The following is a 24,962-nucleotide window of genomic DNA, read 5'->3' as shown; positions in this document are numbered from 1 at the left end:
TGACACCCAATAGTCCTTTTTTAAAGTGTTTCATGTTTGCCCTTTTCTTTTTATTTTCGACGCAGCAAAATTAAAGCAAATAACCCCAGTAAGCTCAGAATACCCGTGCTTCCCCCAGAGGTTTTAATTTTGTCACTTTCCATATGATTTTGCGGTTCTTGTACAATTTGTACATTCACTTCAACGAACGGAATATGTTCATCAAAACGTGTCGTGGTTGTGACCAGCTGTAACCTGAAAATATCAGCACCATGCCATGCTCCATTTGGCGTGTAAGTAATATTTCCTAGTTCATCAATCACTACTTTACCTTTCGATACCGTTTGAGTCTGCTGCACCCGCATACAACCGGGTTGCCATTCTTCACCATTTGGCGCTTTAGCCGATTTGAACAAGCTTGCACATTCGGTTTTGGACAGTAGGTCACTATCTCCAAGCAGATCTGTAACAGAAAGTTTAGCTACTTGCCCCGCAATCAGGTCTTCACCAATTAAGCTAATGGTCGTTGGGACCTCAATCTCGATTGCACCACGATCACAAAAGGTATTGTTCGTATTTCGATTCACACCACGTTGATCTGAATTTTCACAGCCAATTAAAGAATCCGTTGTGTTTACAACCACTTTACCCTTGTTCACAATTGGGGAATCTAACCAATGCGTCTGACTCATTAAAATGCGTGGACGGATATAGCCTAAAAATTTTTGGTTGGGAACAATATAAGGACACAATAAACTGTCAGCATCTGCAGACATGGTTTTACACTCACCCACCACATCACTGCCTGCAATCAAAGCGCCAGACCAAAACTCATTCGGATAATAGCTCGCACCACTGCCACAGTCACTTTGTGTGACTAAGTTGTTCTGAAGAACTGCTTTACTTAAATCTCCAGCACAGTTTTGTGTGATGGTATTTTCAGCATTCCCTAAAACGATACTGTTGGCCAGATAAGCCAAGTTTGTAGATGGATTGAAATAAATCCCTTTACTGTTTCCCACCACCGTTAAGTTATTCAAAGCCATGCCATCTCGTACATTGACGACATAACCTATATTTTTCACAAAGGTACTACTGACCAGACGTGATGCTAAACTGGATAAGGTTGTATCTTCTTTAACAGCTGCATTATTGACAGAGTAAATATTGGCACTGCTTGCATCTGTTGTTTTATTTTCTTTGAAAACTGAATTATAAATCCGAAAAGAAGGCGCCTCCCCATACAAAATAGCACCTTGTACCGCTTGGTTTTGTTCAACCAGAGTAGCGCGAATTTCGACTAGACTACGACTGGTACCATCTTCAAGCAAGGTTGCGACATTGTAAATCGCCCCCCCTTGCCCTGCAAAACCACCTGTTAATTTGACGTACTCAAGACCTAAATATTCATTGTTATAAATTAAACCACCTTGATTCACACCGCAGTCTTTCGCACAGCCCTGTAGAGTAACCTCTTTTACTAACACACGAATTAAAGCATTCTCAGCATTATCAACCCTTAATAAGTTGTCAGAACCATTCATTTTTAAGATGGCATTACTTAAACCCTGAACAGTTTCTTCCCCCACAGAACTGTCATAACTTGTTCTGAGTGTTAAATCTTTTTTGATTGCAAGATGGGTATTTAGCAAATAGGTTTTATTTTTCTCAAGCATGACGGTGGAAATCGCATCTTTTCCCCCACAGCCATAATAACCTGCTTCAGGCATGCCTTGATTAATATAGTCGATAGCTTCGCGAAGTGAACATTCCGTGTCATTTTTGACAATATCTTCAGTGATGGTCACCTTAATATTGTCCGAATAGGCATGACTCGCCACCAATAGCGTAGCTACACCTATGCTCTTCTTGAGCATAACGATCTCCTTGCTTTTATTTTATCTTTTCTTTTTATTCTTAGATTGCAAAATCCCTGCAATATCTAACAATTTTTCGTACTCTGTCACAGCTCGGACAATTTCTCAAGTAATATTATGATTTACCGATATTCGTCAATTAGCGCATAAATTTGTCTGAGGTTTGCATTACTCAGTTTGGTTTTCTCACCTTTTAGCAGTTGAATTAGTTGTTCTAAACTTTGCAATAATACCGAGGTTTGATGTGGCCCATGTGCGAGTAAATAATCAATAATCTGTTGATCGATATGAATCCCACGGCGCGATAAAACCGACATCACCAATGTAGAACGATCGGCATACAAACTTCCATTTGGTACTTTCACACTTACAGCCTGCGTCAGGCGAGATTGTAAATCGGGTAGTTCAAGTTTTAATTCAATCGGCGCAACACGAGAAGAGAACACCAACTGCCCGCCTTCTTCATTGTTGTAGTTGATCAGGTGAAAAACAGCTTTCTGCCAATGCGGCACACCGCTGATGGCTTCAATGTCATCTAAAGCGACAAGGTCAAAACGCTCTAAAGAAGTAATTGCTTCTGTTGGTGCATCCAGCAACTCAAGTAATGAAACCTGAATCGCTGATTTCCCCACATCTAAATAAGAATCACAAATTGCTGAAAGCAAATGACTTTTCCCAGAACCCGCACCACCATACACATAAAAACGATTCATTAAACCTGCATGTAACTGACGAATCGCATCGATAACAGGCCCCCATCCCGGCCCAGAAAAATCACTGATTCGAGCATCGAGTTGGGGTTCAATATCTAGTTGCAATTGACGCATGCTGGTTTGTGTATCCTAAAGTTCTTTATGGTCTATCTGATCAATCTTACTTGAATTTTCAGATGCTTGCTGAGCTTTTACCGCTTGATTTTTTAGTTCAATATCGACATCGACCTGATCAGTTTCAATCGTAATTGAACTCGCGGATGAATCTTGCACAACAAAAGTAGGGGTACTATACATTGGACTATTTTCATAAAACTCACGTGCATGCCTTAATAAGACCACAATCACGGCAGCCACAGGCAACGCAATCAACATACCTAAAATACCGCCCAATTGTGCACCAGCCAGTACCGCAAATACCACAGCAACTGGAGACAAGCCAATTTTATCGCCCAACAAGAACGGTTGTAGGATATAGCCTTCCACTGCCTGACCAATCATAAAGACCACGCCAACCAAGAGTAATTGCATCCAATCAATACCAAACTGGAACAAACTTGCAATCACTGCGGCAATAATCCCGACAGCAAAACCTAAGTACGGAATAATACTGCACAGTCCGGCCACCATCCCAATAATCAAACCTACTTCAAGTCCAATTAACTGTAAGCCCATTGCATAGACCACGCCCAAGAGCACCATGACCAAGAACTGACCTTTGACAAAAGCACCAAGTACACTATGACATTCTTTAACAATGACTAAGGTCTGTTCTTCATATCTCCGTGGAATAAGACGACGGAAACTGTCTAGCATGCGATCCCAATCTAATAAAAAATAGAATGCAATAATTGGGATCAGCACAACAGTACCACCAATCTGAATGAAGTTCAGTCCAGACTGAGCCAATTTGGCAATCATAGCCTGAATACTGTCAGCACTATAGTTGGTCTGTACATATTCCATAATCGCAGCTGAAATCTGGTCAACATCTAATTCCATTGGGACCAAATTAAAACTGTCAGATAACCAAGGCAGGAATTTATAATTCGCCCAATGTATGCCTGAAGGAATGCTGTTCTTTGCATACATCAGCTGTTCCCACACCAGTGGAACCAAATACCAAAATGCCAATGTAATGACAACGCCAATACCGATAAAAACAGCACTAATAGATAACCAACGTGGTAAGCCAATTTTATGCAGTTTATCGACCAGTGGGCTAAATAGATAAGCGACTAAAAATGCACCAACAAAAGGTAAAACAACAGGCTTAAGTAGATACAACACCCAGAGTATGAGCGCGATTCCTGCCAAAATAAAAATACGTTTAAGTGTACGATCTTGCATGCAATCTCGCCTTTTTCAGATTTAATCGTTATTGAGAAAAATATTTTAGTAAAGATAACATTTTAGCGCAGAAATAACATATGTGTTTCGTATATTCAGGTATAATCGCCCCCGCGAATGCGGAGACTTCATTATGAGCAACTCAACTTCTACCCCAAACACTGGTTTAAGCTACAAAGATGCAGGTGTCGACATTGAAGCGGGCGACGCGTTAGTCGATCGTATCAAATCTGTCGCGAAGCGTACTACTCGTCCTGAAGTAATGGGCGGATTAGGTGGCTTCGGTGCACTTTGTAAAATCCCTAAAGGTTATGAAGAACCTGTTCTCGTATCTGGCACAGACGGTGTTGGTACAAAATTACGTTTAGCATTGAATTTGAACCGTCATGACACGATTGGTCAAGACTTGGTTGCAATGTGTGTAAACGATCTTCTTGTATGTGGCGCTGAGCCATTATTCTTCCTTGACTACTATGCAACTGGCCATCTTAATGTAGATGTAGCCGCAAACGTAGTTACTGGTATTGGTACAGGCTGTGAACTTGCTGGTTGTGCATTGGTTGGTGGTGAAACTGCCGAAATGCCTGGCATGTATGAAGGCGAAGATTACGACTTGGCAGGTTTCTGTGTAGGCGTAGTTGAGCAAAGCAAAATTATTGACGGCTCTAAAGTCAAAGCGGGTGACGTTTTAATTGGTGTTTCATCAAGTGGTGCTCACTCAAACGGTTACTCTCTACTTCGTAAAATTTTAGACGTGAAAAACGTTGACTTGACGCAAATCGTTGATGGTCGTCCACTTGCCGATGTTGCAATGGAACCAACACGTATTTACGTGAAGCCTATTCTTCAGCTTTTAAAAGAAGTTGATGTACACGCAATGGCGCACATTACTGGTGGTGGTTTACCAGGTAACTTACCACGCGTATTGCCGAATGGTGCTCAAGCTGTTGTGAATGAAGCATCTTGGGAATGGCCAGAATTGTTTAAACTTCTTCAGCGCGAAGGCGGTGTTGAACAGTTCGAAATGTATCGCACATTCAACTGTGGCGTAGGTATGGTCTTAGTTGTCGATGCTGCTGATGCTGACAAAACAGTTGAACGACTCAATAACCTGGGTGAAAAAGCGTTTACTATGGGGCATATCGTAGACAATGCTGAGTCAGTTGAAGGCGCAGACGAAAAAATCCGTGTGGTATTCGCTTAAGTCATATGATTAAAATTGCTGTTCTGGTTTCAGGAAGTGGATCAAACCTTCAAGCCTTGATTGATGCCAATCTGTCAGGGCAAATTGTGGGTGTGATTTCCAATAAACCTGAAGCCTATGCGCTACAGCGTGCTGAAAATGCAGGTATTGCGACAGCGGTCATTGAACACAAACAGTATCCTCATCGGGAAGCTTTTGATGATGTCATGCATCAACAGTTACTCGATTGGGATGTGGACTTGGTGGTTCTTGCTGGCTTTATGCGTATTTTAAGTGAGAAATTTGTCAGTGCTTGGGAAGGGAAAATGATCAACATTCACCCTTCTCTTCTACCGCATTACAAAGGTATGCATACCCATCAGCGCGTCTTGAATACTGGCGATCAACTGCATGGCTGTACCGTGCACTATGTGACGGCTGAACTCGATGCAGGTCAAGCTTTGGCACAAGGTGTACTGCAAGTTGGTTCACATGATGGTGTGAATAGTTTGGCCCAACGTGTCCATACGCTTGAGCATATCATCTACCCGCAAGTGGTAGAGTGGATTTGTACACAAACGATTCAGCATACAGACCAAGGTGTTCTCTACCTCAATACACTGATGCACGAGCCGATTCAGTTTTGCAAATTTTAAAAATAAAAAACGCCTCCAAGGAGGCGTTTTTTTATGGTTGCTAAAAAGTACTCTTAAACATTTTCTTGAATCAGCATCTTAATCAAAGCAACCGTTTCTTCTGGTCGCTCCAAAGGAAACATATGACTACCAGAAACAACGGTATAGCCAATTCCAAATTTACTTTTCACCATTTTTGGGAAACCATGACCAATAAATGGTCCTTTTTCTGCTGCTACATAGTGTACTGGCACAACAGGTTTAGGCTGCGGCAACCACCACAAAGATGGATTGGTCCTAAAGATATGAACTTCATCCATTTTCGTAATCGCAAGTTCAACACCACCACGGACACGATCTTCCGTTAAAGCATAGTCAATATAAGCTTGAAAGCAGTCTCGATCAAAGTCTTTATAAAAACCTTTTGGACGTAAAAGCTCAGCTGCTTGTTCACGGCTTTCCCAATGGTCACGACGCCGTAAAGATAGCGCTGCTGGTGACATGGTATCGACCATTTTTAACTTCAGCATCTTCGCAAAATGTAATGCAAACGAGGCTTTGCCCATAATCAAAGGCGGGTCCATCATGACGACTTGTTGAAATAGCTCAGGACGCTGTAATGCCGCCTGAAACGTCAGCACTGATCCTAATGAATGTCCTAAACCAATCACTTTACGACCCTGCGCCTGACGAACAATACTGTCAATCACTTGCTGAGTTAAGCTTTTCCAATGGTTATCAATCGGGTAGCTTCTATCTGGCCCTAATAAAGGTACATAGATCACATCATACTGATCTGACAGTAAATCAAATAATTTCTGATAGACCTTAGAAGGCACGCCATTGGCGTGCGCAAAATGAATTAAAGGTTTCATTGGAGTTTCGTGGTCTGTTCAGTTTGCATTTGATTTGAAAGTGAAGATGCAAAACCAGCTCCCATCGATGCACCTAAACGGCCTAATACAGCATCTAGTGGGCTATGTACCACGGTATAATCCATCGCTTTATCGGTATTTAGTTCACGCTTTAAAGTATGTAAATTACCAATACGATCAGCAATACCCAGTTTGACCGCCTGATCCCCCGTCCAGAAAAGACCTGAGAAGAGTGCAGGATCGTTCGACTTTAACTTTTTGCCACGACCTTGTTTCACAGCATTAATAAAATGCTCGTGTACATTATCAAGTACACCTTGAACATGTGCGCGCTGCGCAGGGTTAACGGGTTGTGTCATTGATAATAAAGCTTTGTTTTGACCAGAGGTCATAGTGCGGTCTTCAACACCTAGTTTTTGCATGAGGCCATTCACCCCATAGTTCGGCATAATCACACCGATTGAACCCACTAAACTCGAAGGATTCACCAAGATTTCGTCCGCAGCAGATGCGATATAGTAAGCACCTGATGCACCTGTATCACCAATCACCGCATACAATTTTTTATCGCTATGCGCTTTTTTCAAATATTGAATTTCTTGCCAGATTTCATCCGACTGAACCGGAGAACCGCCCGGTGAATTAATATTGAGCACCACCGCTTGGCTTTGTTTATTTTCAAAAGCTTTCTTTAATGACTTAATCGTGTCATCACTGTTTACGCTTTGCTCATCAGCGGCAATGGTACCAACAATATCAACTACAGCTATGTGTTTAGATGCGGTTGCATCCGTACCACTAGTCGAACAGCTCTTGGTCATGGCAAATAGAATAAACAAAAGATAGGCGAAAGTTAGACATTTGAAAAAGATGCCCCAACGACGTGCACGACGTTGTTCCTCGACGGAAGCTAAAACTGCTTTCTCTAAAAGTTTCCATTCGTTTCCTGTCGGTTGTTCATGTACAGGCTGTTGTTTCGGCGTTTCATTTTCTGGTTTTGGTGGCCAATCGGACATATAACAATCCAAACTTGAATAAAATTGCCCTCATTATATACACTGATTTGTAGAAAACTGTCGAAACAGTTTATTTTAGCCTATAATATTTTATGTTTTTATCCACATGCACCATTGACTCTAAAGAATGACTAAAGCACAAGAGCAAAACTCGACTTATCGTTTACTGCGTTTTGTAAGCAAACAACCTATTAAATTTGCACGTTTTTTTGCTAAGGGTTTAGCAGGCTTAGTCAATCTTTTAAAAATCAGTAAAAACAATGATGCCCTCAGACTCAACTTAAAAATTGCACTGCCTGAGCTGAGTGATGAGCGACGTGAAATGATTGCGAAACAAGCAGTGCGTAATGAACTGACCACCTATTTTGAGTTTTTTAGTATTTGGGGTTCAAGCAACCAAAAAAATATTGAACGCGTCCAAAAAGTACATGGCGAACATTTGCTACATGAGGCGCTTGCTGCTCAGAAAGGTTTAGTCTTAATCGTACCTCATTTTGGGACTTGGGAAATTATGAATAGTTATGTCGCCCAATTTACTGAAATGACCATTATGTATAAACCGGTCAAGGATCCTGGTGCTGACTTATTTGTTCGTGAGGCGCGCAGTCGTGAAGGCGCTCACCTTGTACCAACCGATGAATCAGGGGTACGCCAAATTTTTAAGGCGCTCAAACAAGGAGGAACGACCGTAATTCTGCCTGATCACACCCCAAAACAAGGCGGTGAAATGATTCCTTATTTTGGCTTTCCTTTAGCTTCAAGCAACCTGAGCGCCAAACTGATTCAAAAAACCAAAGCCAAGGCTCTATTACTTTATGCTATTCGTAATGATGATGGCTTTGATATGTACATTGAAGAAATGAGCGAAAGTATTTATCAAGGTACAGCCAATGATGGCACCTTCGTCATTCACCAAGCCATTGAAGACCTGATTCGTCGTCATCCAGAGCATTATCATTGGACCTATAAGCGCTTTAAAGCCAATCCTGAGCTTCGAACGCTGTATAACCTCCCTTTTAATGAGGCTGTGACGCGTTTAGAGCAACTGCGTATGGAACAACAGATTCAGTCGACTGCAACCACTGTCGAGTCTGACGTTGTGTCGTCAGTTCAATAAACCCTGTAGGCTGCGCAATAAAACCGATACTGCCTTGTCCTGCTGTTGTTAAGAATGGGATGTTTAAAGCTTTCAAACGGGCTTGCGTTACTGTACTTGGATGTCCATAACGGTTATTGAAACCTGCTGAAGCAATTGCTAATTTTGGTCGATAGTGTTTTAAAAATGCATAGGCTGAACTATGCCGACTGCCATGATGCCCCAAGACCAATACATCAACTTTTAAGTCTGGATAATCCTGTAATAATTGAAACTCGGTTTGCCAGCCTGCATCCCCCATAATCAGAAAATACTGATAAGGCTGTACATCCTTCACCTGTATATAGACCACACAAGATAGCTCATTTTGCTGATATGGCACTTGTGCCAATTGATTGGCTTTCGGTGACAAAATTTTGATTTCCACTTGTTCTGACCAGTGCCAGATCTGACCTTGTTGACAATAGTTAAAGTTTGACGTAGTTGCCACATCCAATTGCTGATTAGAGTAAACTTGATTGATCGACAACTCATTTTTTAATGTGGCATAGCTTCCACTATGATCTTGATCCAAATGTGTAAGTATCAGCTGATCTAATTGGCTCACGCCTTGCTTCGATAAAAATGGCTGAATAATCTGCTTAGCAACGCTAAACTTCGATTCATCATAGGAGCCACCAACATCAATCATGGCATGCTGTTGCCCATGTTGCATATACACCGCTTGTCCCTGACCGACATCCAAGACGATCAACTCAAAAGGACTGCTTTGGCTACTGAACCCCAACAAAGGAATCAAACCTAGCACGAGCCATGATTTTGGTAGACTCGGTTTGGGCATAAAAACAATGATTAAGAGCACAATCAGTAAAATGACTTGCCAAGTATTGAGAGCAATCGGGTACAACTTAATCGGTAGTAGCACATCCAGCACATTGAGTATGCCCAATAAAAATACCAGCACCCAATCTGCCAACTGAAACAAAAGGCTGCTCAGCGGTTCAAAAAGATAAAAAGTAAATGCTGCCAAAACCTCCAGTGGTACAACCAGTAAACTGATCAGTGGAATAGCGACAAGGTTACTGATTGGGCTCACCCATGAGACTTGCTTGAAGAAAATAATCACCAAAGGCATCAAAGCCACAAATATTTTCCACTGCGACTCAACCAAAAGTTTTAGGCTAAAAACGAGTTTTTTCTGCCAAGACTGCGGGCGAGTCAAATCGAGCCGAATCGTGGTTTGATAAATGCGTAAAAGCACAAAGCACGCACCATAGGACAACCAAAAGGCAGCTGATAGAATTGAAAAAGGATCAAACAGTAAAAGGAGGGATGCACTCAATAAGAGTAACGTCAAAGCTGAAATTTTCTGCCTGAGCCAAATCAACACACTTAAACAGAAACAACTGAGTAAAGTACGAAGTGCAGGAATCTCAAAACCGACAAAGGCACAATACAGCAATACGCAGCAACAAAATGGCAATAACAATGCATAAGGTCGTGGGATTTTTAGAAAAATCTGTGGCCAATAACGATTTAGCACCTTTTGTAAAAGCCAACACAGCATCACGGCAAAGATCAGCACATGTGGCCCAGAAATCGCTAATAAATGGCTAATGCCAAAGCGTTGAAAAAATGCTGTCGTCTCCTTATCTAAGAAACTTTCATCCCCAGTCAGTAGCGCTAGAATTAGACCCTTATGGCTTAAGGGCTGAGTATAAATAAAATGACGAATGTTTAAGCGCTGTTGTTCTATACCCAGTTGAAATTTATTGAGTACACCCTGCTGTTTTCTTAAATGATGGGTATAGCCTAATGCAGAAATTTCTGACTCAGACAAGGGTTGTATGTGCTTGAGTTTAAAACCCGACATAAGATTACGTTGCAGATACCACTGCTCAACATCGAATACACCTTGCACCGCATAACTATGTGCAGGACGTATTTCCCCTGTGAGTCGGTAGTATTTCCCAAGTTCCAAGACCGCTTGCTCATCCGAGATCCTTTTTTGAAAACCCAACCACTGCACTGGTTGCACATGTCGGTTCAAGACCTGTATTTCTTGCTGAATGGTCTCAGCACCCAGTTGGTTAATTTTTGCGATATAAACAATAATTTCAGCATCTTCAACTTTTGTTTCTTTATAAGCTAGACGCTGCTGCAAAGCCGATTGTGCATAATGATATCCCGCAGTTAAAAACAACATGGAATAAATCAGTCCGCATATAAACTGCAAAATAAGGGCGTGTTTGTACTTAAAGAGAAAAAACTGTAACGGCAAAAGTACGCTGACCAAAATCAGCGCTGGATAAAAAAGGTGATTTAGAATGGGGACGTTCTGCCCCATCAATGCAATTCCTACAATCCAAGCAGCAACATATAAAAACTTCATTCTTTTATTCAGTTATTTTTTTTATTGGCGCCATAATAAAGCCCACCGAAGTGGGCTTCAATAGATAGTGGCTTTATCTCATATTTTTATCGGCACTCAGCCTAATCATTGACCCAAAGACCATCTTGCATATGCAAAATAGAATCGGCGGACTGAGCCAGTTGTTCATCATGTGTCACGATCAACATCGCCATATTGAACTCCTGACGTAAATCCATCAGCAGCTCAAAAATTTTACTTGCTGTTTTACGATCTAGGTTGCCTGTCGGTTCATCTGCCATCATCAACGCAGGCTTGGCCACCAATGCACGCGCTAATGCAACACGTTGCCGTTCCCCACCTGAAAGCTCACCTGGTTTATGGGTTAAACGATGCGTCAATCCGACACGTTCGAGTAAATATTCGGCTTGCTTTTGTACATCTTTAAAGTTAGTACCTTGACGTAACATCAGTGGCATTGCCACATTTTCCAAAGCGGTAAACTCAGGCAACAGATGATGGAACTGGTAAACAAAACCTAAGTGTTGATTACGTAAATAACCACGTTCAGCTTCATTTAAACTGTCAAAACGACTACCCTGCAAAAAAACCTGCCCAGAACTCGGACGGTCTAAACCGCCCAAGACATGCAACAAAGTACTTTTTCCCGAACCACTCGACCCCACAATCGAGACGAATTCACCTGCTTTGACTTGTAGAGAGAGGCCTTTAATCACCTCAACAGTCGACTTACCATCGGTAAAATGTTTTTCAATATTTTGTGCTTCTAAAACAATTTTACTCATAACGTAATGCCTCCGCAGGTTGGATTTTTGCAGCACGCATTGCAGGATAAATTGTTGCAAGGAAACTTAAAACTAAAGACAGTGACACAATGGTTAATACATCTTGCCATCTTAAGTACGAAGGTAGGTAATTGATAAAGTAGGCATCAAACAAATGAAGTCCCATCACATTGTTTAACCAACCTACAAAACCACTAATTCCAGAGGCAAAAACAATGCCGAGAATCGCACCCGATACCGTACCAATCACACCAATAATCGTGCCCTGAACCATAAAAATACGGGTAATGGTTGCAGGTGAAGCGCCAAGGGTACGTAATATGGCAATATCCGATTTTTTATCGGTCACTACCATTACCAAGGACGACACAATATTAAATGCAGCCACCAAGACAATCAGGAAGAGTAATAAGCTCACCATGGCTTTTTCCATTTGGATCGCACTAAACAAATTGCCGTGAGTATAGGTCCAATTCGAGGCATAAAAACCACTTGGCAGATCCATCACAATTTCATCAGCCACTTTAGGTGCTGCAAAAATATCATCCAATTTCAAGCGAATGCCTTGTGCACCATCAGGTAGACGTAACAAAGTTGATGCATCATTTAAGGCAATGTAGCCCATCATCGAATCGACCTCAGCACCAATGCTGAAAATGCCCACAATTTTGAAACGTTTAAAACGCGGCACTACACCCGCAGGTGAAGGTGTTGCCTCCGGTAAAACCAAAGTCACACTATCATTTAAACCTAAACCTAAGGCATCGGTCATTTGTTTGCCTAAAACAATACCAAACTCACCTTTTTTTAAGTTATCAATACCGCCTTCAACCATGTGGTCTTGGATAATCGAAACCTTTTTTTCATATTGAGGTTCGATCCCCGTGACCATAATTCCAGCCACTTGGCCTTGTGCCGTAAGCATCCCCTGCAATTGAGTAAACGGTGCTACGCCTGTGACGTGTTCCTTTGTCTCAATTTTTTTTGCAAGTTCAGGCCAATCTGTTAAAATTTGTGTTGAAGAAACAGTGGCTTGAGGTATCATTCCAAGTACACGTGTTTTCAACTCTCGGTCGAAACCATTCATTACAGATAAGACTGTAATAAGTACAGCCACACCCAGTGTTAGACCGATCATCGAAACCAGTGCAATAAAAGAAATAAAGTGGTTGCTACGCCGTGCGCGAGTATATCTCAACCCTATATACAGCGAGATTGGTTTAAACATACCATCTAGTCCGAGGTCATAATTATGGAAAATTTACAGCATCAAAACGTTCAAACAGAACGTCGTGTGATGTCACGAATCGATGCGGCCTTGAGAATTAACTATCAGATCATTTCTGATGATGTTGCCCTGAATGACCCTTACGATCCTAATTTTGTTTTACCGCGCTATTTTCTACTACTCGCAGAATTAGATCAATTTGATCATGCACTAAACTACGAATTAGAACAATTATCTGAAAAAGATCAACAAATTGCTCGAATCTTATCCCTATTTAACCAAAAATTAAACCTGATCACGGGGTCTTTGTACGACACAATTGTACAAACCATGTTACCTACGCCTGAACATGTGAATTTTTCAGAAAGTGGCTTGAGCTTCTATAGCGAAAAACAAATTCAAGATGGTACCTATATCCACTTAACCTTGAGCCACCCTGAAAACTTCTTCCATATTGCAGCGATTGCACAAGTGGTGTACAGCAATGAAGAGGAAAATGGCAAGTGCCGTACGGGAGCATACTTTATTACCTTGCACCCGCAAGATCGTGTCAAATTGGCCGACTGTATTTCTTTGACGGTCGAAGATCATTAAAGCCAGAACCTTAGACTAGTTTTGGCTTTTTAACTTTTGGGCAAGTTTCCGACTTGCCTGAAGATCTTTATAAAAGTAAACGAACAAACCTGACAATAAAACCACTGCACCCAAAATCACCATCATCGAAAGTTTTTCTTGATTCAGCACAGCACCTATAAATAAAGCAATCATCGGCGTCATTACAGTAGTCAGCGATAAAGTCGTAGGTTGAATTTTCTGTACCAATTTAAAATAACAGAACATCGCAATCAATGACGCCATGATGACCGTATATAGCAGAGCCAAACAAGTTTTCAAATCGGGAATTTGCTGCGGTGCATGCTGCCAAATAAATGGCACAATACATATAGCAGCCAATGTCGACACCAAAATTGAACCTGTCGCTTGTGCAACGGGTTCAATATTCGCATTGACTTTTTTCACCCAGAAAATAGAGGCTGCATAAGAAAATACACTCAGTAACATCAACCCAATTCCAAATGGATGGACATGCTGTGCTGTACCTGCAAGGCAAATTATCGCAAGTCCTAGCAGTGCAATACACATTCCAAACCACTGCATTGCACTCAAATAGCTCTTAAAGTAAAAACGTCCGATCAGCCCTGCCATAATCGGTGCTAAGCCAAACATCAATGCAATCATGCCTGAACTAATATAATTGGTGGCAACATAGGTAAAAAACTGCGAACCAATCAAGCTAAAAGAACCAGCCAAATAACTATGCCAAGCGACTTTATCGGTGGGGAACTGTCGCTTTAAGACCAATAACAAACAAATCGCCAAAGGCAGCGCGATGAAAAAACGTAATACCAACGCCCACAGCATATGTAAATCGGTCACACTCCACACAATCGCTAAAGGCGTTGTGGACCAAATAAAAACCAATAATCCATAGGTTGCCATCAGATTGGCTTTAGAAGACATAATCAGCTCGATGCTAAATGGCAGTTTTGCGTTTTTGCTTTTGAATGGTTTGGTCTAAAGAACTAGAAAATTCGCGTTTATCACGCTCAGAAATAGGTGGTGGCCCACCCGTGTTTACACCTGCTCCACGTAGTGAATCCATAAAATCACGTAAATGTAGGCGGGCTTTGACATTAGCAGTAGTATAGATTTCACCACGTGGGTGAATTGCGATTCCACCCTTTTCAATCACCTGTGCTGCCAGCGGAATGTCTTGTGTCATCACAATATCATTCTCTTTCATGCGTTCGATGATTTCTTTATCCGCGGCATCCGCCCCACTCATCACTTGAATGGAATTAATACGAACGGAAGGTGTAATCCCGACATTTTGATTGGCCACAAAGGTCACTTCAAGCTGATAACGATCTGAAGCACGTAAAATCACTTCACGTAAAATTTTAGGCAATGCATCTGCATCGACCCAGAGTTTAAATGGCAGCACTGCACATCCATAAACAAAAGAAACTGCCTTAGTCTAACAAACTCAGTGCTTGAGCATAATAGATAAAACCGCTCAAAATCCCTAATACAAAGCTTGCGTAATACTTTTTAAGTATCACAAGGAAATACTTTGCTCTTTTATCTCACAAATAAAGTAAGGCTTTACTCTTTTTTGATGATTTTCCAGTAAAAATAAAATATAGGACTTGAAATATAGAAATAACCCTCGATTTAATAGGGATATATAACCTCATTCAATCGTGCATATGAACAATCAAAATAGTCCAGAAATAATCACCATTGATGACCAAAACTTTGGTAGCCACGTCGAGCATTGGAATTTACTCACCGATAACCCTGCACAAGATGTCCCTAAATGGTTAGGTTTAGCTTTAAATGCACCAATCATGCCGATGGGTTTATGCCAGACTGAACAAGATATGGATGCGGGTTGCTGGCTCATTCAAGGTCCAAGTCAAGCGGCTGTTCAACTGACTCAAGTCATCGCGGTTGAAGACAATAAACCCAAGGCTGTTAAAACTGCATTTCCAAGTTTTAATAGCCCCTATAAAGTGTCTGCTGTGGTTGAACGCATCATTCGCGGTCAATCCAACACACAAGCCGTTTTACGTTTAAACTTAGGCAATAACAGTATCGTCTACGCTTATGACAGCCTATATAGCGTTAATCATGCTCAATACCAAAAAGACCAAACCTATATTGCACATCTCAATGCATGGGCATATGAACTAGAAGCAGTCGCAGAGCACGAGCAACTAGTGGTTGATGACCCTGCATCGATTAAACATCATCGTGCCTTGAACGATATTTTGGCAGCAAACAATGGCATTGCTCCTGCAAACCTACAAGAACAGATTGATGCATGGGAACCAAAGTCGGATGATGACAAAGAACCTGTGACTGTCGATTTTTCAAAAATGGTCGCTTATTTGTATGGCGAAAAGATCGGTCAGGAAGATGAAGCATGGTTCCAAGGGAATATTGTTGGCAAAACAAGCATGCAATTTATGGAACAAGACTACACTCTGCTTGATGTTGCCTTGATTCATGAAGACAACCAACCTGCGACACTGATTCGTATTGCCACTAAAAATCCAGAGTACTCCAACTTTAATATTGGACAATACATTCGCGGCAACATTTGGATTCAAGCCAATATTTATGCATTAAATCAATAATTTATAAAAATAAGCCAACTCAGCCTATGCCAGAATGATGTATAGGTTGCGTTGGCTTTTTTATTTATATCAGTACGATTTATTTTAATTTGAATTCATTTGTATAAAACTTATCCACATATTTTATTATCTTTTGGTATTTTAAATTCATTTAAAAGCACATTTATCCACAGTTTTAAATTCAATTATATTATTTTAACGATGAATAATAAAATCCTAAGTTCTATGACTTTCAGATAGTTAGTTATTGGTAGCTACTGGCTTCTGGGTTAACAGAGCATAAACTTGAATATTTAAGTGATTATGTATAGTGGAGATCTGATTATTTTTAATTAGTACTTTATTTAAGCATTTTTTTATGTTAAAAATACAAACATGCAATAGGATTTTAACGATAATTAAATCGGAATAAAAACTTCCATGAAAATTATGCAAGAAGAAAATATACAGCATGTTGAACATCAATTAGAAAAGCGTTATCAGCTTGACGCCTATTCGTGCATGTTTTTTGTGTTGGGCATGATGATTTCTGCCTACTTCTTACATCAGTTCATCCTGTAACTGATTTCACGTCGCAGCCCAATTCAAAAAAGCCAACTTTGTTGGTTTTTTTATGTCTAGAATATCTGCTACGCCGTATCACTGGATCATTCTTTCCATGTTCTATGCTAAGAAACATGGCACCCACAAAATTACTTGTATCTCATAAGCAAAGTTGCTCCCTCTCCCATACTTGTCGCACTTACCTACCACCGCACAGATCGTTAAAAAGTTTTAAGCATTTAGATATGCCTGCAATTACAAAATAGCAATTTTAGGTATAAAAAAACCTGCAAGTCTAAACTTACAGGCCTCTGAAAATACTATAAAAATTAGAACAAACGATTCATACCATTTAAGGTCGCTACACGATACGCTTCAGCCATTGTTGGATAGTTAAACGTCGTTTCAACGAAATAATTGATGGTATTGTTTGGACTATTCATCACCGCTTGACCAATATGAATAATTTCCGAAGCGTTATTACCGAAGCAATGTACACCCAGCACTTCCAAAGTTTCACGGTGGAATAAAATTTTTAATTCACCTACTGTGTCACCCGTAATTTGCGCACGCGCCAAATGGCGGAAAGAAGCTTGCCCCACTTCATACGGAATTTTTTCTTCGGTTAACTCTTGTTCAGTTTTACCAATTGAAGAAATTTCTGGAATGGTATAAATGCCTGTCGGAATATCAACCACAGGTTCTACACCCACTTCACCGCTCATGTTTGCACCTGCGCAACGACCTTGGTCATATGCAGCAGAAGCCAGTGAAGGCCAACCAATCACATCACCCGCAGCGTAAATGTTTTCCACTTCGGTTTGGTATTGATCATTGACTGTAATTTGACCACGGCTGTTTGGCGTAATACCCACATTTTCTAGACCTAAGCCATCCGTATTTCCAGAACGACCGTTACACCACAAAATAGCATCTGCTTTAATTTTCTTACCACTTTGCAAATGTAGCACCACGTGATCATCATAGGTTTCAAGATGATCAATCTGCTCATTATGGCGAATCAAGACACCTTGTTGACGTAAGTGATAAGACAAAGCATCAGAAATTTCATCGTCTAGATAACTCAGCAATTTATGCTGTGTATTAATCAAGTCAACTTTATGATCTAGTCCAATAAAAATAGACGCATATTCGCAACCAATTACACCTGCACCATAAATGATGATTTTTTGGATCGAATAATCAAGGTCTAAAATTTTGTCCGAATCGAATACACGCGGATGATTAAAATCAAGCGCCGCAGGACGGTATGGACGGCTACCCGTTGCAATCACGATTTGTTTGCACATGATCGTTTCTTTGATGCCTTCAGGGCTAAATACTAAAACCGTATTTTGGTCTTGAACGTAAGCACGACCATGGTAAATATCAATTTTATTGCGGTCATAAAAACGTGAGTGTGTATCAACCTGTTGTTGAATCACTTTATGTGCATTTTGAAGCACTTGCTTCATCGTAAACTGACGCCAGTCACCCATTTTTTTAAACATTGGGTCGCGGCGATAACGGATAATACTCGATACCGTTTGACGTAAAGCTTTACTTGGAATGGTCCCCACGTGGGTACAGTTACCACCGAGCTGCTCACGTACATCTACAATCGCAACACGCTTTCCAGATTTGGCAAGTTTCATTGCCGCGCCTTCACCCGCAGGGCCTGAACCTAGAACGACCGCATCGTACTTAACGAAAGTTCCACCAACGACCTCTTTTTTACGTGGCATTCAACGCTCCTTCTTCAAAAAACTTATTACTTATCTTGGGCATATTATGACGTAATTGCAGGCAATTTGCTGTATTTAGCTTACATATATTAAGTGATAACCACATTTAGTAAATGAATAGTATTTCCGCCCTATCAATTCGCATTTCCGCTATACTAATACTGCTATTTTTAGCATCTCCCCCGTCAAAAACAGTGGAATAGTTGAATATGTCTGAAAACCGTAAACCTGAGCAGGGTATCAAACTTCGTGGTGCAGAAAAGGTCGCGCGTATACCTGTAAAAGTTATTCCTACGGTTGAAACGCCACGCAAGCCGGATTGGATTCGCGTGAAAATGGCAGCACCCGAAGAAGTGCAACGCATTAAATCAACCCTACGTGAACAAAAACTGCATACCGTTTGTGAAGAAGCTGCATGTCCAAACCTACCTGAATGTTTTGGTGGCGGTACGGCAACCTTTATGATTATGGGGGATATTTGTACACGTCGTTGTCCTTTCTGCGACGTGGCACATGGCCGTCCAAATGCACTTGACGCAGACGAACCACGTCACATGGCTGAAACAATTTCAAACTTAGGTTTAAAATATGCCGTGATCACGTCTGTAGACCGTGATGACTTACTTGACGGTGGCGCACAACACTTTGTTGACTGTATTAAAGAAGCACGTGTATTAAGCCCGAATACTTTACTTGAGATTTTGGTACCTGACTTCCGTGGTCGTATGGACATTGCGCTTCGCATTATGACTGAGTGTCCACCTGATGTGTTTAACCACAACATTGAAACGGTACCGCGTTTATACAAAGCGATGCGTCCAGGTTCAGACTACCAACACTCTTTAAATCTATTGAAAATGTTTAAAGAATATTGCCCTGACGTTCCAACCAAATGTGGTTTGATGGTCGGTATTGGTGAAACTGAAGAAGAAGTCATTTCACTTTTAGATGATTTGCATGCACACGGCGTTGACTATGTAACAATTGGTCAGTATTTACAGCCTTCTAAAGAGCATGCGCCGATTGACCGCTTCGTTACACCAGAAGAGTTTGAACGCTACACTGCGCATGGTCAAAAGTTGGGCTTTAGAAATATTTGGGCAGCGCCGATGGTTCGTTCAAGCTACTTCGCTGACCGTCAATACTATGGCGAACCTGTACCAGCAGTACGTCGCAAAGCAGATCCTGCGAAAAAGATTGCTGTTCAAACGATTGAAGCTTAATTTGCTGTGGTGTTAAACAGTTAAAACGCAAGAATTAAAAGCCCTCATATGAGGGCTTTTTTGATTACGATCTTCGTTCTTTATATTTTTCAATTACGTATTCATACATTTCTAACACAGTCATTGTTCAATAAACATCCTAATCTAATTCAAAGTCTAAAATAATCGTGATGCTACACATCACATCAAATTCATTTTATTACACCTTTTTAGTCTACGTTTTGCCTTATTTTCCGTGGAATTCTATAAAACGTATGACTGACCTCACGGTGTAAACAACGGGAGGTTTCAATGGGTTTCATTTTCGCCATTCTGTTTTTAATCTGTATCCTCTGGGCTGTTTTTTATTTTGAACTCAGTCGCTTAATGGCAACTGCAATGATTATTTTTGCATCCCTCTTCGCTGCTATTTTTATCAGTCCGTGGTCATTACTTCTAGGTCTGCCCTTAATTATTCTCAGCCTGATTGTGGTTATTGATCCATTACGAAAGTCTTTAATCACGCAACCTGCCTATAAAGCTTTAGCCAAAGCCATGCCGAGTATGAGCAGTACCGAACGCGAAGCATTGGATGCCGGCACTAGTTGGTGGGAAAAAGAATTATTTATGGGTGCGCCTGACTGGAAAAAATTTGATGGTTATGTCTACCCAACTCTGTCCGCTGAAGAGCAATCCTTCTTAGATCATGAAGTTGAACACCTTTGTGGTTTACTCAATGAATGGGAAATTCATCACCACTTAAAAGATCTTCCTGTTGAGGCATGGCAATACATCAAAGAACAAGGCTTTTTAGGTTTAATTATTCCCAAAGAATACGGCGGTCGTGCGTTTAGCTCCTTTGCACAAAGCCGAATCATGAGCAAAATTTCTTCACGTTCACTGACCACTGCGGTCAGTTGTATGGTGCCCAACTCTCTAGGCCCAGGTGAATTGCTTTTACATTATGGAACTGAGGAACAAAAACAACGCTACTTACCAGGACTCGCTAAGGGTGAAGAAATCCCCTGCTTTGGTTTAACCAGTCCTGAGGCTGGTTCAGATGCGGGTGCAATCCCTGATACAGGCGTGGTCTGCTATGGCGTGTTTGAAGGCCAAGAAGTACTCGGTTTACGTATGAATTTTTCAAAACGCTGGATTACACTGGCGCCTATTGCGACTGTGATTGGTCTTGCTTTTAAGCTCTATGACCCTGATGGACTATTAGGCGATGCAAGCAAAACTGAATACGGCATCACCTGCGCCTTATTACCTGCCAGTCATGACGGTGTCCAAGTCGGCGCGCGACATAATCCTGGTTCACCTTTTATGAATGGCACGGTCGATGGACAAGATGTTTTTATCCCACTCGATTGGATTATTGGTGGGGTGAAAAATGCAGGTAAAGGTTGGCGCATGCTGATGGAATGCTTAGCCGTAGGTCGTGGGATTTCTTTGCCAGCACTCTCCACGGCCTCAGCTGAAATGGCCTATTTAAGCGTCGGTGCTTTTGCCAAAGTTCGCCAACAATTTAAAATTTCTGTAGGACATTTTGAAGGCGTGCAAGAAGCCACCAGTGATATTGCCAGCGGTGCGTATATGTTAGAAGCTTTTCGCTATATGGTGACTTGTGGTTTAAATGAAGGTGGAAAACCTGCTGTGATGACAGCTATGGCCAAATACTATGCCACCGAAACCATGCGTAAAATTGTCAATCATGGGATGGATGTCGTTGGTGGACGGGCGGTACAAATGGGCCCGCGCAATTTTTTAGCACTGAATTATCAAGCCATCCCTATTTCGATTACCGTTGAAGGGGCCAATATTTTAAGCCGTTCTTTAATGATCTTTGGTCAAGGCTCAATGCGCTGTCATCCTTATTTATATGAAGAGCTACAACTCCTTCAAGCAGAAGATACAAAGGCAGCTTTAGGGCCTTTCGATATGCTACTTTTTAAACATTTGGCTTATACCTTTAACCGAACAGCCCGTTCATTCAGTTATGGCATATTCAGTGGCCCTTCAGATGCTTCCACACAGACAGATGCTTTCTCGCGTCCTTTTTACAAAACCATTAACCGTTTCAGTGCAAACTTTGCCTTAACCGCAGACCTGTGTTTAGGCTTACTTGCAGGCGATATTAAACGCAAAGAAATGCTTTCAGGACGTTTGGCTGACATTCATGCCCATCTATTTATAGCAACCGCTATTTTGAAGTTTTATGAAAAAGGACAACGTAGTGAGGCTGAACAACAACATGCTCAACTGGCTTTAGAAAAAGCATTTGTCCAAATTCAGGATGCATTTGATGGGCTATTCGCAAACTTTCCTATGCGAGCCGCAGCTTGTGCAGTCAAATTCATCTGTTTCCCTTTTGGTCGTGTTGCCCAGCAACCAAGTGATCAGCTAAAAATGCAATTAGGACTTGCGATTATGGAAAATAATCCTTTCCGTGAACAACTCAAGCAGCATGTTTTTTACAATACCGATCCAGATGATGTTTTTGGGCGTATGGAAAATGCGTTTCAAGCAGCATTAAAGATTGATCCTCTGTGGACAAAGTTTAAAAAAGCAGAGTCCAAAGGACAATTTAAAGGCTTAGATTTTGAATCACATATTCAACATGCACTTGAAACAGGATTCATCAGTCCTGAAGAAGCAGATCAGTTGATTAATTACAATGCTCAACGCTTCGATAGTATGCTCACCGACATTTTCGATCATGAGCTTGAACAGACACTAGATTTAAAGAATCCTTACTATACAATGGGTTCCGATATTCAACCATAGCCTTCTCATCGGTTTTCGAAACTCCTAAAAGATAAAAGTCCGTTTACGGGCTTTTATTTTATCCACACAATATAACCCAAGACATCAAAGCGAAGTTTTAAATCCAATACACGTTTAAACGGTAATAGAACTCTTCTACTTCCAAACGGACTTGATAACCTAATTTGGTAAGTTCTGCTGAAAAATGACGAATATCTTCTAGGGGTAAATGTTTTGGCAATACGGTAAATACTGCAGTATTTCCCTGTTTCGCACTCTCCTCAATTAGTGATGCTAAACGTAATTTATAGATTTCAATATCTAAATACGCTTGGTTGGACATAATTTTTGCCTGTTCGGCATTAATAAAAGCAGCCATCTTTTCCTCCAAATTTGCCCAAGTATTGACTATGAAACTAACGCAGATCAAAACAGCGTATAACGTGATTTGGTAACACTGTGTAGCCATTCCTTAGAGAAATAACAATAAGAATCAAATCTATTTAAAAAATCATCCACTACAATCCAAATTTTTCTGTTCACCAAACTCACTTACCGTTACAGAAAAAATAAATAAAGTTACCATCTATTTTATTTAAATAATAATTGTTATCATTTGCAATATTATTTACTAATACACCAACTCTCTTCCATGAATAGCACCACTCAAATTGATGCCTTGGTTCATTCGGAAAAAGTCCGTCCGAAGCCTGCCAAAAAGAAGAAAGTCGACACACCACTTAGCTACCGTCTGATGGTGTTGTATCGATTTGCACTTGCTTTGCTTGGAGGTTATCTCCTTGCTGCGCTCTCTGCATTAACCATTGCCAAACTTTTTATTGCAAATCCTGTGAATGCAGCCATGAGCGCCACCCTCATTGCATTTTGTCTTAACTGTGCTGCCTTTATTTGGGTCTTTATGGTTCAAAAAACCTTAAAAGCAACGCTCGGCATTGCTGTGCCATGTATTGCACTGTATGCCCTACTCAAATTTTTAGGATAGTTTTTCAATGCGTGTTGATCAAAAAGCGGAAGGACCGCGCCAATCCATGTCATGGTTGCATACATGGGCCAGTCTCATTTTAGGGTGGCTGCTGTATGCAATTTTTGTAACTGGAACCCTCAGTTTTTTCCAAAATGAAATTTCCACTTGGATGAAACCAGAAACACATCAATCTATCCCTGCGCAGTCTCAAGTGCAACAGATGCAGGTCGCGCTCAACTATTTACAGAAAAACCACCCAGATGCAGGCAGCTGGAACATTCAACTGCCCAACTCACGCCAAATCACAACTGAAGTGACTATTCGTGCCGTTGGTGAAGATCCCAAAGCACGTCGTGGTGGAACACGCATCACCTTAGACAGTGCGACTGGTGAAGTGATTGAACCACGGGATACGCGTGGTGGTGGATTCCTATATCGTTTCCATTTTGAATTGTACGGTTTACCCCGCCTGTGGACGCGTTGGTTGGTCGGGATTGCCACCATGTTCATGTTGGTCGCAATTGTTAGCGGCATCATTACCCATAAAAAAATCTTTAAAGATTTCTTTACCTTTCGCTCTGGCAAAGGTCAGCGTTCGTGGCTAGATGCACACAATGCAACCGCTGTTTTTGCATTGCCTTTTCATCTAATGATTACCTTTAGTGGCTTACTACTGCTCATGTTTATGTTCATGCCTTGGGGAATTAACCAAGCTTATGAAAATCGACAACAGTTTTTACGTGACCAACAGGCCAGCATGATTGAGCAGCCCCAAAAGGCTGAAGATGTGCAACGCGAAGGTCGAAGTCAACGCGAAGGTGAAAGAACGGATCGTGGAGAACGCGGACAGCAACGCGGTGAACATGCTCAAGGTCGTGGTGAGGAACGCCCACAACCCGAACTCCGCCCTGCACCACTGACAGACTTAGCCCCAATTATGGTAGCAGTACAACAACATGAACCGTACCGGGTTTGTCGGAGAGTCAATATTCTGAGAGACTATGCCGATGACAAAATTAAAATATACCCCTGAAATCAGAGAAAGAGCGGTTCAATTACTAATTGAATCTGAAAAAGATTATCCTTCTACTTGGGCAGCAATCACAGCTATTGCTCCTAAAATCGGTTGTACTCCTGAAACACTACGTGTTTGGTATCAAAAATATTTAGATAAACAAAATCCAGTTAAAGTACAGCAGCTTTCAGACCAAGAACGTATCAAACAACTCGAACGCGAAAATAAAGAACTGCAACGCGCCAATGAGATTCTACGTAAAGCAGCCGCTTTTTTCGCCCAGGCGGAGCTCGACCGCCCACACAAATAATGGTGGATTTTATCCATAACAATAAAGATCGATATGGTGTTGAAGCGATTTGTAGAATTTTACC

At 41.2% G+C, this 24,962-nt stretch carries 21 protein-coding genes, 2 pseudogenes and 1 other annotated feature; of the genes and pseudogenes, 11 read left to right on the top strand and 12 right to left on the bottom strand.

Going from position 1 to position 24,962, the window contains the following annotated elements; translation table 11 throughout:
* Positions 1–50: 50 nt before the first annotated feature.
* The 3 genes from rbtA to cxpE form a co-directional block, all read right to left on the bottom strand.
* Positions 51–1,856: a rhombotarget A gene (rbtA, locus tag MF4642_RS08910; protein WP_078425973.1), complete on the bottom strand. Its 1,806-nt coding sequence runs from the start codon at positions 1,854–1,856 to the stop codon at positions 51–53.
* Between the two features lie 122 nt (positions 1,857–1,978).
* Positions 1,979–2,683 (bottom strand): DnaA regulatory inactivator Hda, encoded by a 705-nt coding sequence (gene hda / locus MF4642_RS08905; RefSeq protein WP_005399729.1) that lies wholly within the window; start codon positions 2,681–2,683, stop codon positions 1,979–1,981.
* 15 nt (positions 2,684–2,698) lie between these two features.
* Positions 2,699–3,919, bottom strand: coding sequence for a chloramphenicol efflux transporter CxpE (gene cxpE / locus MF4642_RS08900; protein WP_078425972.1), 1,221 nt, complete (start codon positions 3,917–3,919; stop codon positions 2,699–2,701).
* Between the two features lie 133 nt (positions 3,920–4,052).
* Here cxpE and purM point away from each other — a divergent pair, with 133 nt between their 5' ends.
* Both purM and purN read left to right on the top strand, forming a co-directional pair.
* Positions 4,053–5,123 carry a phosphoribosylformylglycinamidine cyclo-ligase gene (gene purM, locus MF4642_RS08895; RefSeq protein WP_005399731.1) on the top strand — a complete coding sequence of 357 codons (1,071 nt, stop codon included), beginning with the start codon at positions 4,053–4,055 and terminating at the stop codon, positions 5,121–5,123.
* Positions 5,124–5,128: 5 nt separating this feature from the next.
* Complete coding sequence (gene purN / locus MF4642_RS08890) at positions 5,129–5,758, top strand: phosphoribosylglycinamide formyltransferase (RefSeq protein WP_078425971.1); 630 nt, start codon at positions 5,129–5,131, stop codon at positions 5,756–5,758.
* A gap of 53 nt (positions 5,759–5,811) precedes the next feature.
* Here the strand turns inward: purN and MF4642_RS08885 are convergent, their stop codons facing one another.
* Together MF4642_RS08885 and sppA are read right to left on the bottom strand one after the other, a co-directional pair.
* The gene (locus MF4642_RS08885) at positions 5,812–6,612 is read right to left on the bottom strand and encodes an alpha/beta fold hydrolase (RefSeq protein WP_078425970.1); all 801 of its coding nucleotides are present in this window, start codon (positions 6,610–6,612) and stop codon (positions 5,812–5,814) included.
* On the bottom strand, positions 6,609–7,628 hold the full coding sequence (sppA, locus tag MF4642_RS08880; protein WP_078425969.1) for a signal peptide peptidase SppA: 1,020 nt from the start codon (positions 7,626–7,628) through the stop codon (positions 6,609–6,611). The genes MF4642_RS08885 and sppA overlap by 4 nt, the downstream gene beginning before the upstream one ends.
* Positions 7,629–7,755: 127 nt before the next feature.
* On the opposite strand from sppA, the gene MF4642_RS08875 reads away from it, so the two are divergent.
* Positions 7,756–8,745: a lysophospholipid acyltransferase family protein gene (locus tag MF4642_RS08875; RefSeq protein WP_005399735.1), complete on the top strand. Its 990-nt coding sequence runs from the start codon at positions 7,756–7,758 to the stop codon at positions 8,743–8,745.
* Here MF4642_RS08875 and MF4642_RS08870 read toward each other — a convergent pair.
* From MF4642_RS08870 to MF4642_RS08860, 3 genes are all read right to left on the bottom strand, one after another.
* Positions 8,645–11,116, bottom strand: a complete 2,472-nt coding sequence (locus tag MF4642_RS08870; RefSeq protein WP_078425968.1) for a DNA internalization-related competence protein ComEC/Rec2 — start codon at positions 11,114–11,116, stop codon at positions 8,645–8,647. The genes MF4642_RS08875 and MF4642_RS08870 overlap by 101 nt on opposite strands.
* 101 nt (positions 11,117–11,217) lie before the next feature.
* Entirely contained in the window at positions 11,218–11,901 is a 684-nt protein-coding gene (lolD, locus tag MF4642_RS08865) for a lipoprotein-releasing ABC transporter ATP-binding protein LolD (RefSeq protein WP_004693913.1), read from the bottom strand.
* Positions 11,894–13,129, bottom strand: coding sequence for a lipoprotein-releasing ABC transporter permease subunit (locus MF4642_RS08860; RefSeq protein ID WP_004980646.1), 1,236 nt, complete (start codon positions 13,127–13,129; stop codon positions 11,894–11,896). The genes lolD and MF4642_RS08860 overlap by 8 nt, the downstream gene beginning before the upstream one ends.
* 24 nt (positions 13,130–13,153) lie before the next feature.
* On the opposite strand from MF4642_RS08860, the gene MF4642_RS08855 reads away from it, so the two are divergent.
* The gene (locus tag MF4642_RS08855) at positions 13,154–13,723 is read left to right on the top strand and encodes a PilZ domain-containing protein (RefSeq protein WP_004693916.1); all 570 of its coding nucleotides are present in this window, start codon (positions 13,154–13,156) and stop codon (positions 13,721–13,723) included.
* A 15-nt stretch (positions 13,724–13,738) separates the two neighbouring features.
* Here MF4642_RS08855 and MF4642_RS08850 read toward each other — a convergent pair whose 3' ends face one another.
* Both MF4642_RS08850 and MF4642_RS08845 read right to left on the bottom strand, forming a co-directional pair.
* Entirely contained in the window at positions 13,739–14,650 is a 912-nt protein-coding gene (locus MF4642_RS08850) for a DMT family transporter (RefSeq protein ID WP_004980649.1), read from the bottom strand.
* Positions 14,651–14,663: 13 nt separating this feature from the next.
* The gene (locus tag MF4642_RS08845; protein WP_004693920.1) at positions 14,664–15,134 is read right to left on the bottom strand and encodes a YaiI/YqxD family protein; all 471 of its coding nucleotides are present in this window, start codon (positions 15,132–15,134) and stop codon (positions 14,664–14,666) included.
* A 265-nt stretch (positions 15,135–15,399) separates the two neighbouring features.
* Here MF4642_RS08845 and MF4642_RS08840 point away from each other — a divergent pair, with 265 nt between their 5' ends.
* Together MF4642_RS08840 and MF4642_RS16975 are read left to right on the top strand one after the other, a co-directional pair.
* Positions 15,400–16,332: a hypothetical protein gene (locus MF4642_RS08840; RefSeq protein WP_004693922.1), complete on the top strand. Its 933-nt coding sequence runs from the start codon at positions 15,400–15,402 to the stop codon at positions 16,330–16,332.
* A gap of 420 nt (positions 16,333–16,752) precedes the next feature.
* A complete protein-coding gene (locus MF4642_RS16975; RefSeq protein ID WP_004693924.1) occupies positions 16,753–16,893 on the top strand; it encodes a hypothetical protein in 141 nt (46 codons plus the stop codon).
* A 311-nt stretch (positions 16,894–17,204) separates the two neighbouring features.
* Here MF4642_RS16975 and sthA read toward each other — a convergent pair whose 3' ends face one another.
* Positions 17,205–18,620 (bottom strand): Si-specific NAD(P)(+) transhydrogenase, encoded by a 1,416-nt coding sequence (sthA, locus tag MF4642_RS08835; RefSeq protein WP_004693926.1) that lies wholly within the window; start codon positions 18,618–18,620, stop codon positions 17,205–17,207.
* 209 nt (positions 18,621–18,829) lie between these two features.
* Here sthA and lipA point away from each other — a divergent pair, with 209 nt between their 5' ends.
* Positions 18,830–19,843, top strand: a complete 1,014-nt coding sequence (gene lipA / locus MF4642_RS08830) for a lipoyl synthase (protein WP_005399739.1) — start codon at positions 18,830–18,832, stop codon at positions 19,841–19,843.
* Positions 19,844–20,134: 291 nt separating this feature from the next.
* Entirely contained in the window at positions 20,135–22,609 is a 2,475-nt protein-coding gene (locus tag MF4642_RS08825; RefSeq protein WP_078425967.1) for an acyl-CoA dehydrogenase, read from the top strand.
* A 97-nt stretch (positions 22,610–22,706) separates the two neighbouring features.
* On the opposite strand, the gene MF4642_RS08820 is transcribed toward MF4642_RS08825, so the two are convergent.
* Positions 22,707–22,967 (bottom strand): hypothetical protein, encoded by a 261-nt coding sequence (locus MF4642_RS08820; RefSeq protein WP_078425966.1) that lies wholly within the window; start codon positions 22,965–22,967, stop codon positions 22,707–22,709.
* Positions 22,968–23,240: 273 nt separating this feature from the next.
* Here MF4642_RS08820 and MF4642_RS08815 point away from each other — a divergent pair, with 273 nt between their 5' ends.
* The 3 genes and pseudogenes from MF4642_RS08815 to MF4642_RS08805 form a co-directional block, all read left to right on the top strand.
* Positions 23,241–23,591 (top strand): hypothetical protein, encoded by a 351-nt coding sequence (locus tag MF4642_RS08815; protein ID WP_078425965.1) that lies wholly within the window; start codon positions 23,241–23,243, stop codon positions 23,589–23,591.
* 7 nt (positions 23,592–23,598) lie between these two features.
* Positions 23,599–24,331, top strand: a pseudogene (locus MF4642_RS08810) (PepSY-associated TM helix domain-containing protein); the annotation flags it as partial.
* Positions 24,332–24,580: 249 nt separating this feature from the next.
* Positions 24,581–24,962 (top strand): annotated as a pseudogene (locus MF4642_RS08805) (transposase); the annotation flags it as partial.
* Positions 24,856–24,962, top strand: a sequence feature (AL1L pseudoknot). This feature is flagged as partial in the annotation. It overlaps the preceding pseudogene by 107 nt.

The sequence above is a fragment of the Acinetobacter sp. MF4642 genome (assembly GCF_002018925.1).
Classification (GTDB): Bacteria; Pseudomonadota; Gammaproteobacteria; order Pseudomonadales; family Moraxellaceae; genus Acinetobacter; species Acinetobacter johnsonii.
Note: the sequence above shows the minus strand (reverse complement) of the source record. Positions and strands in the feature narration are given on the sequence as shown.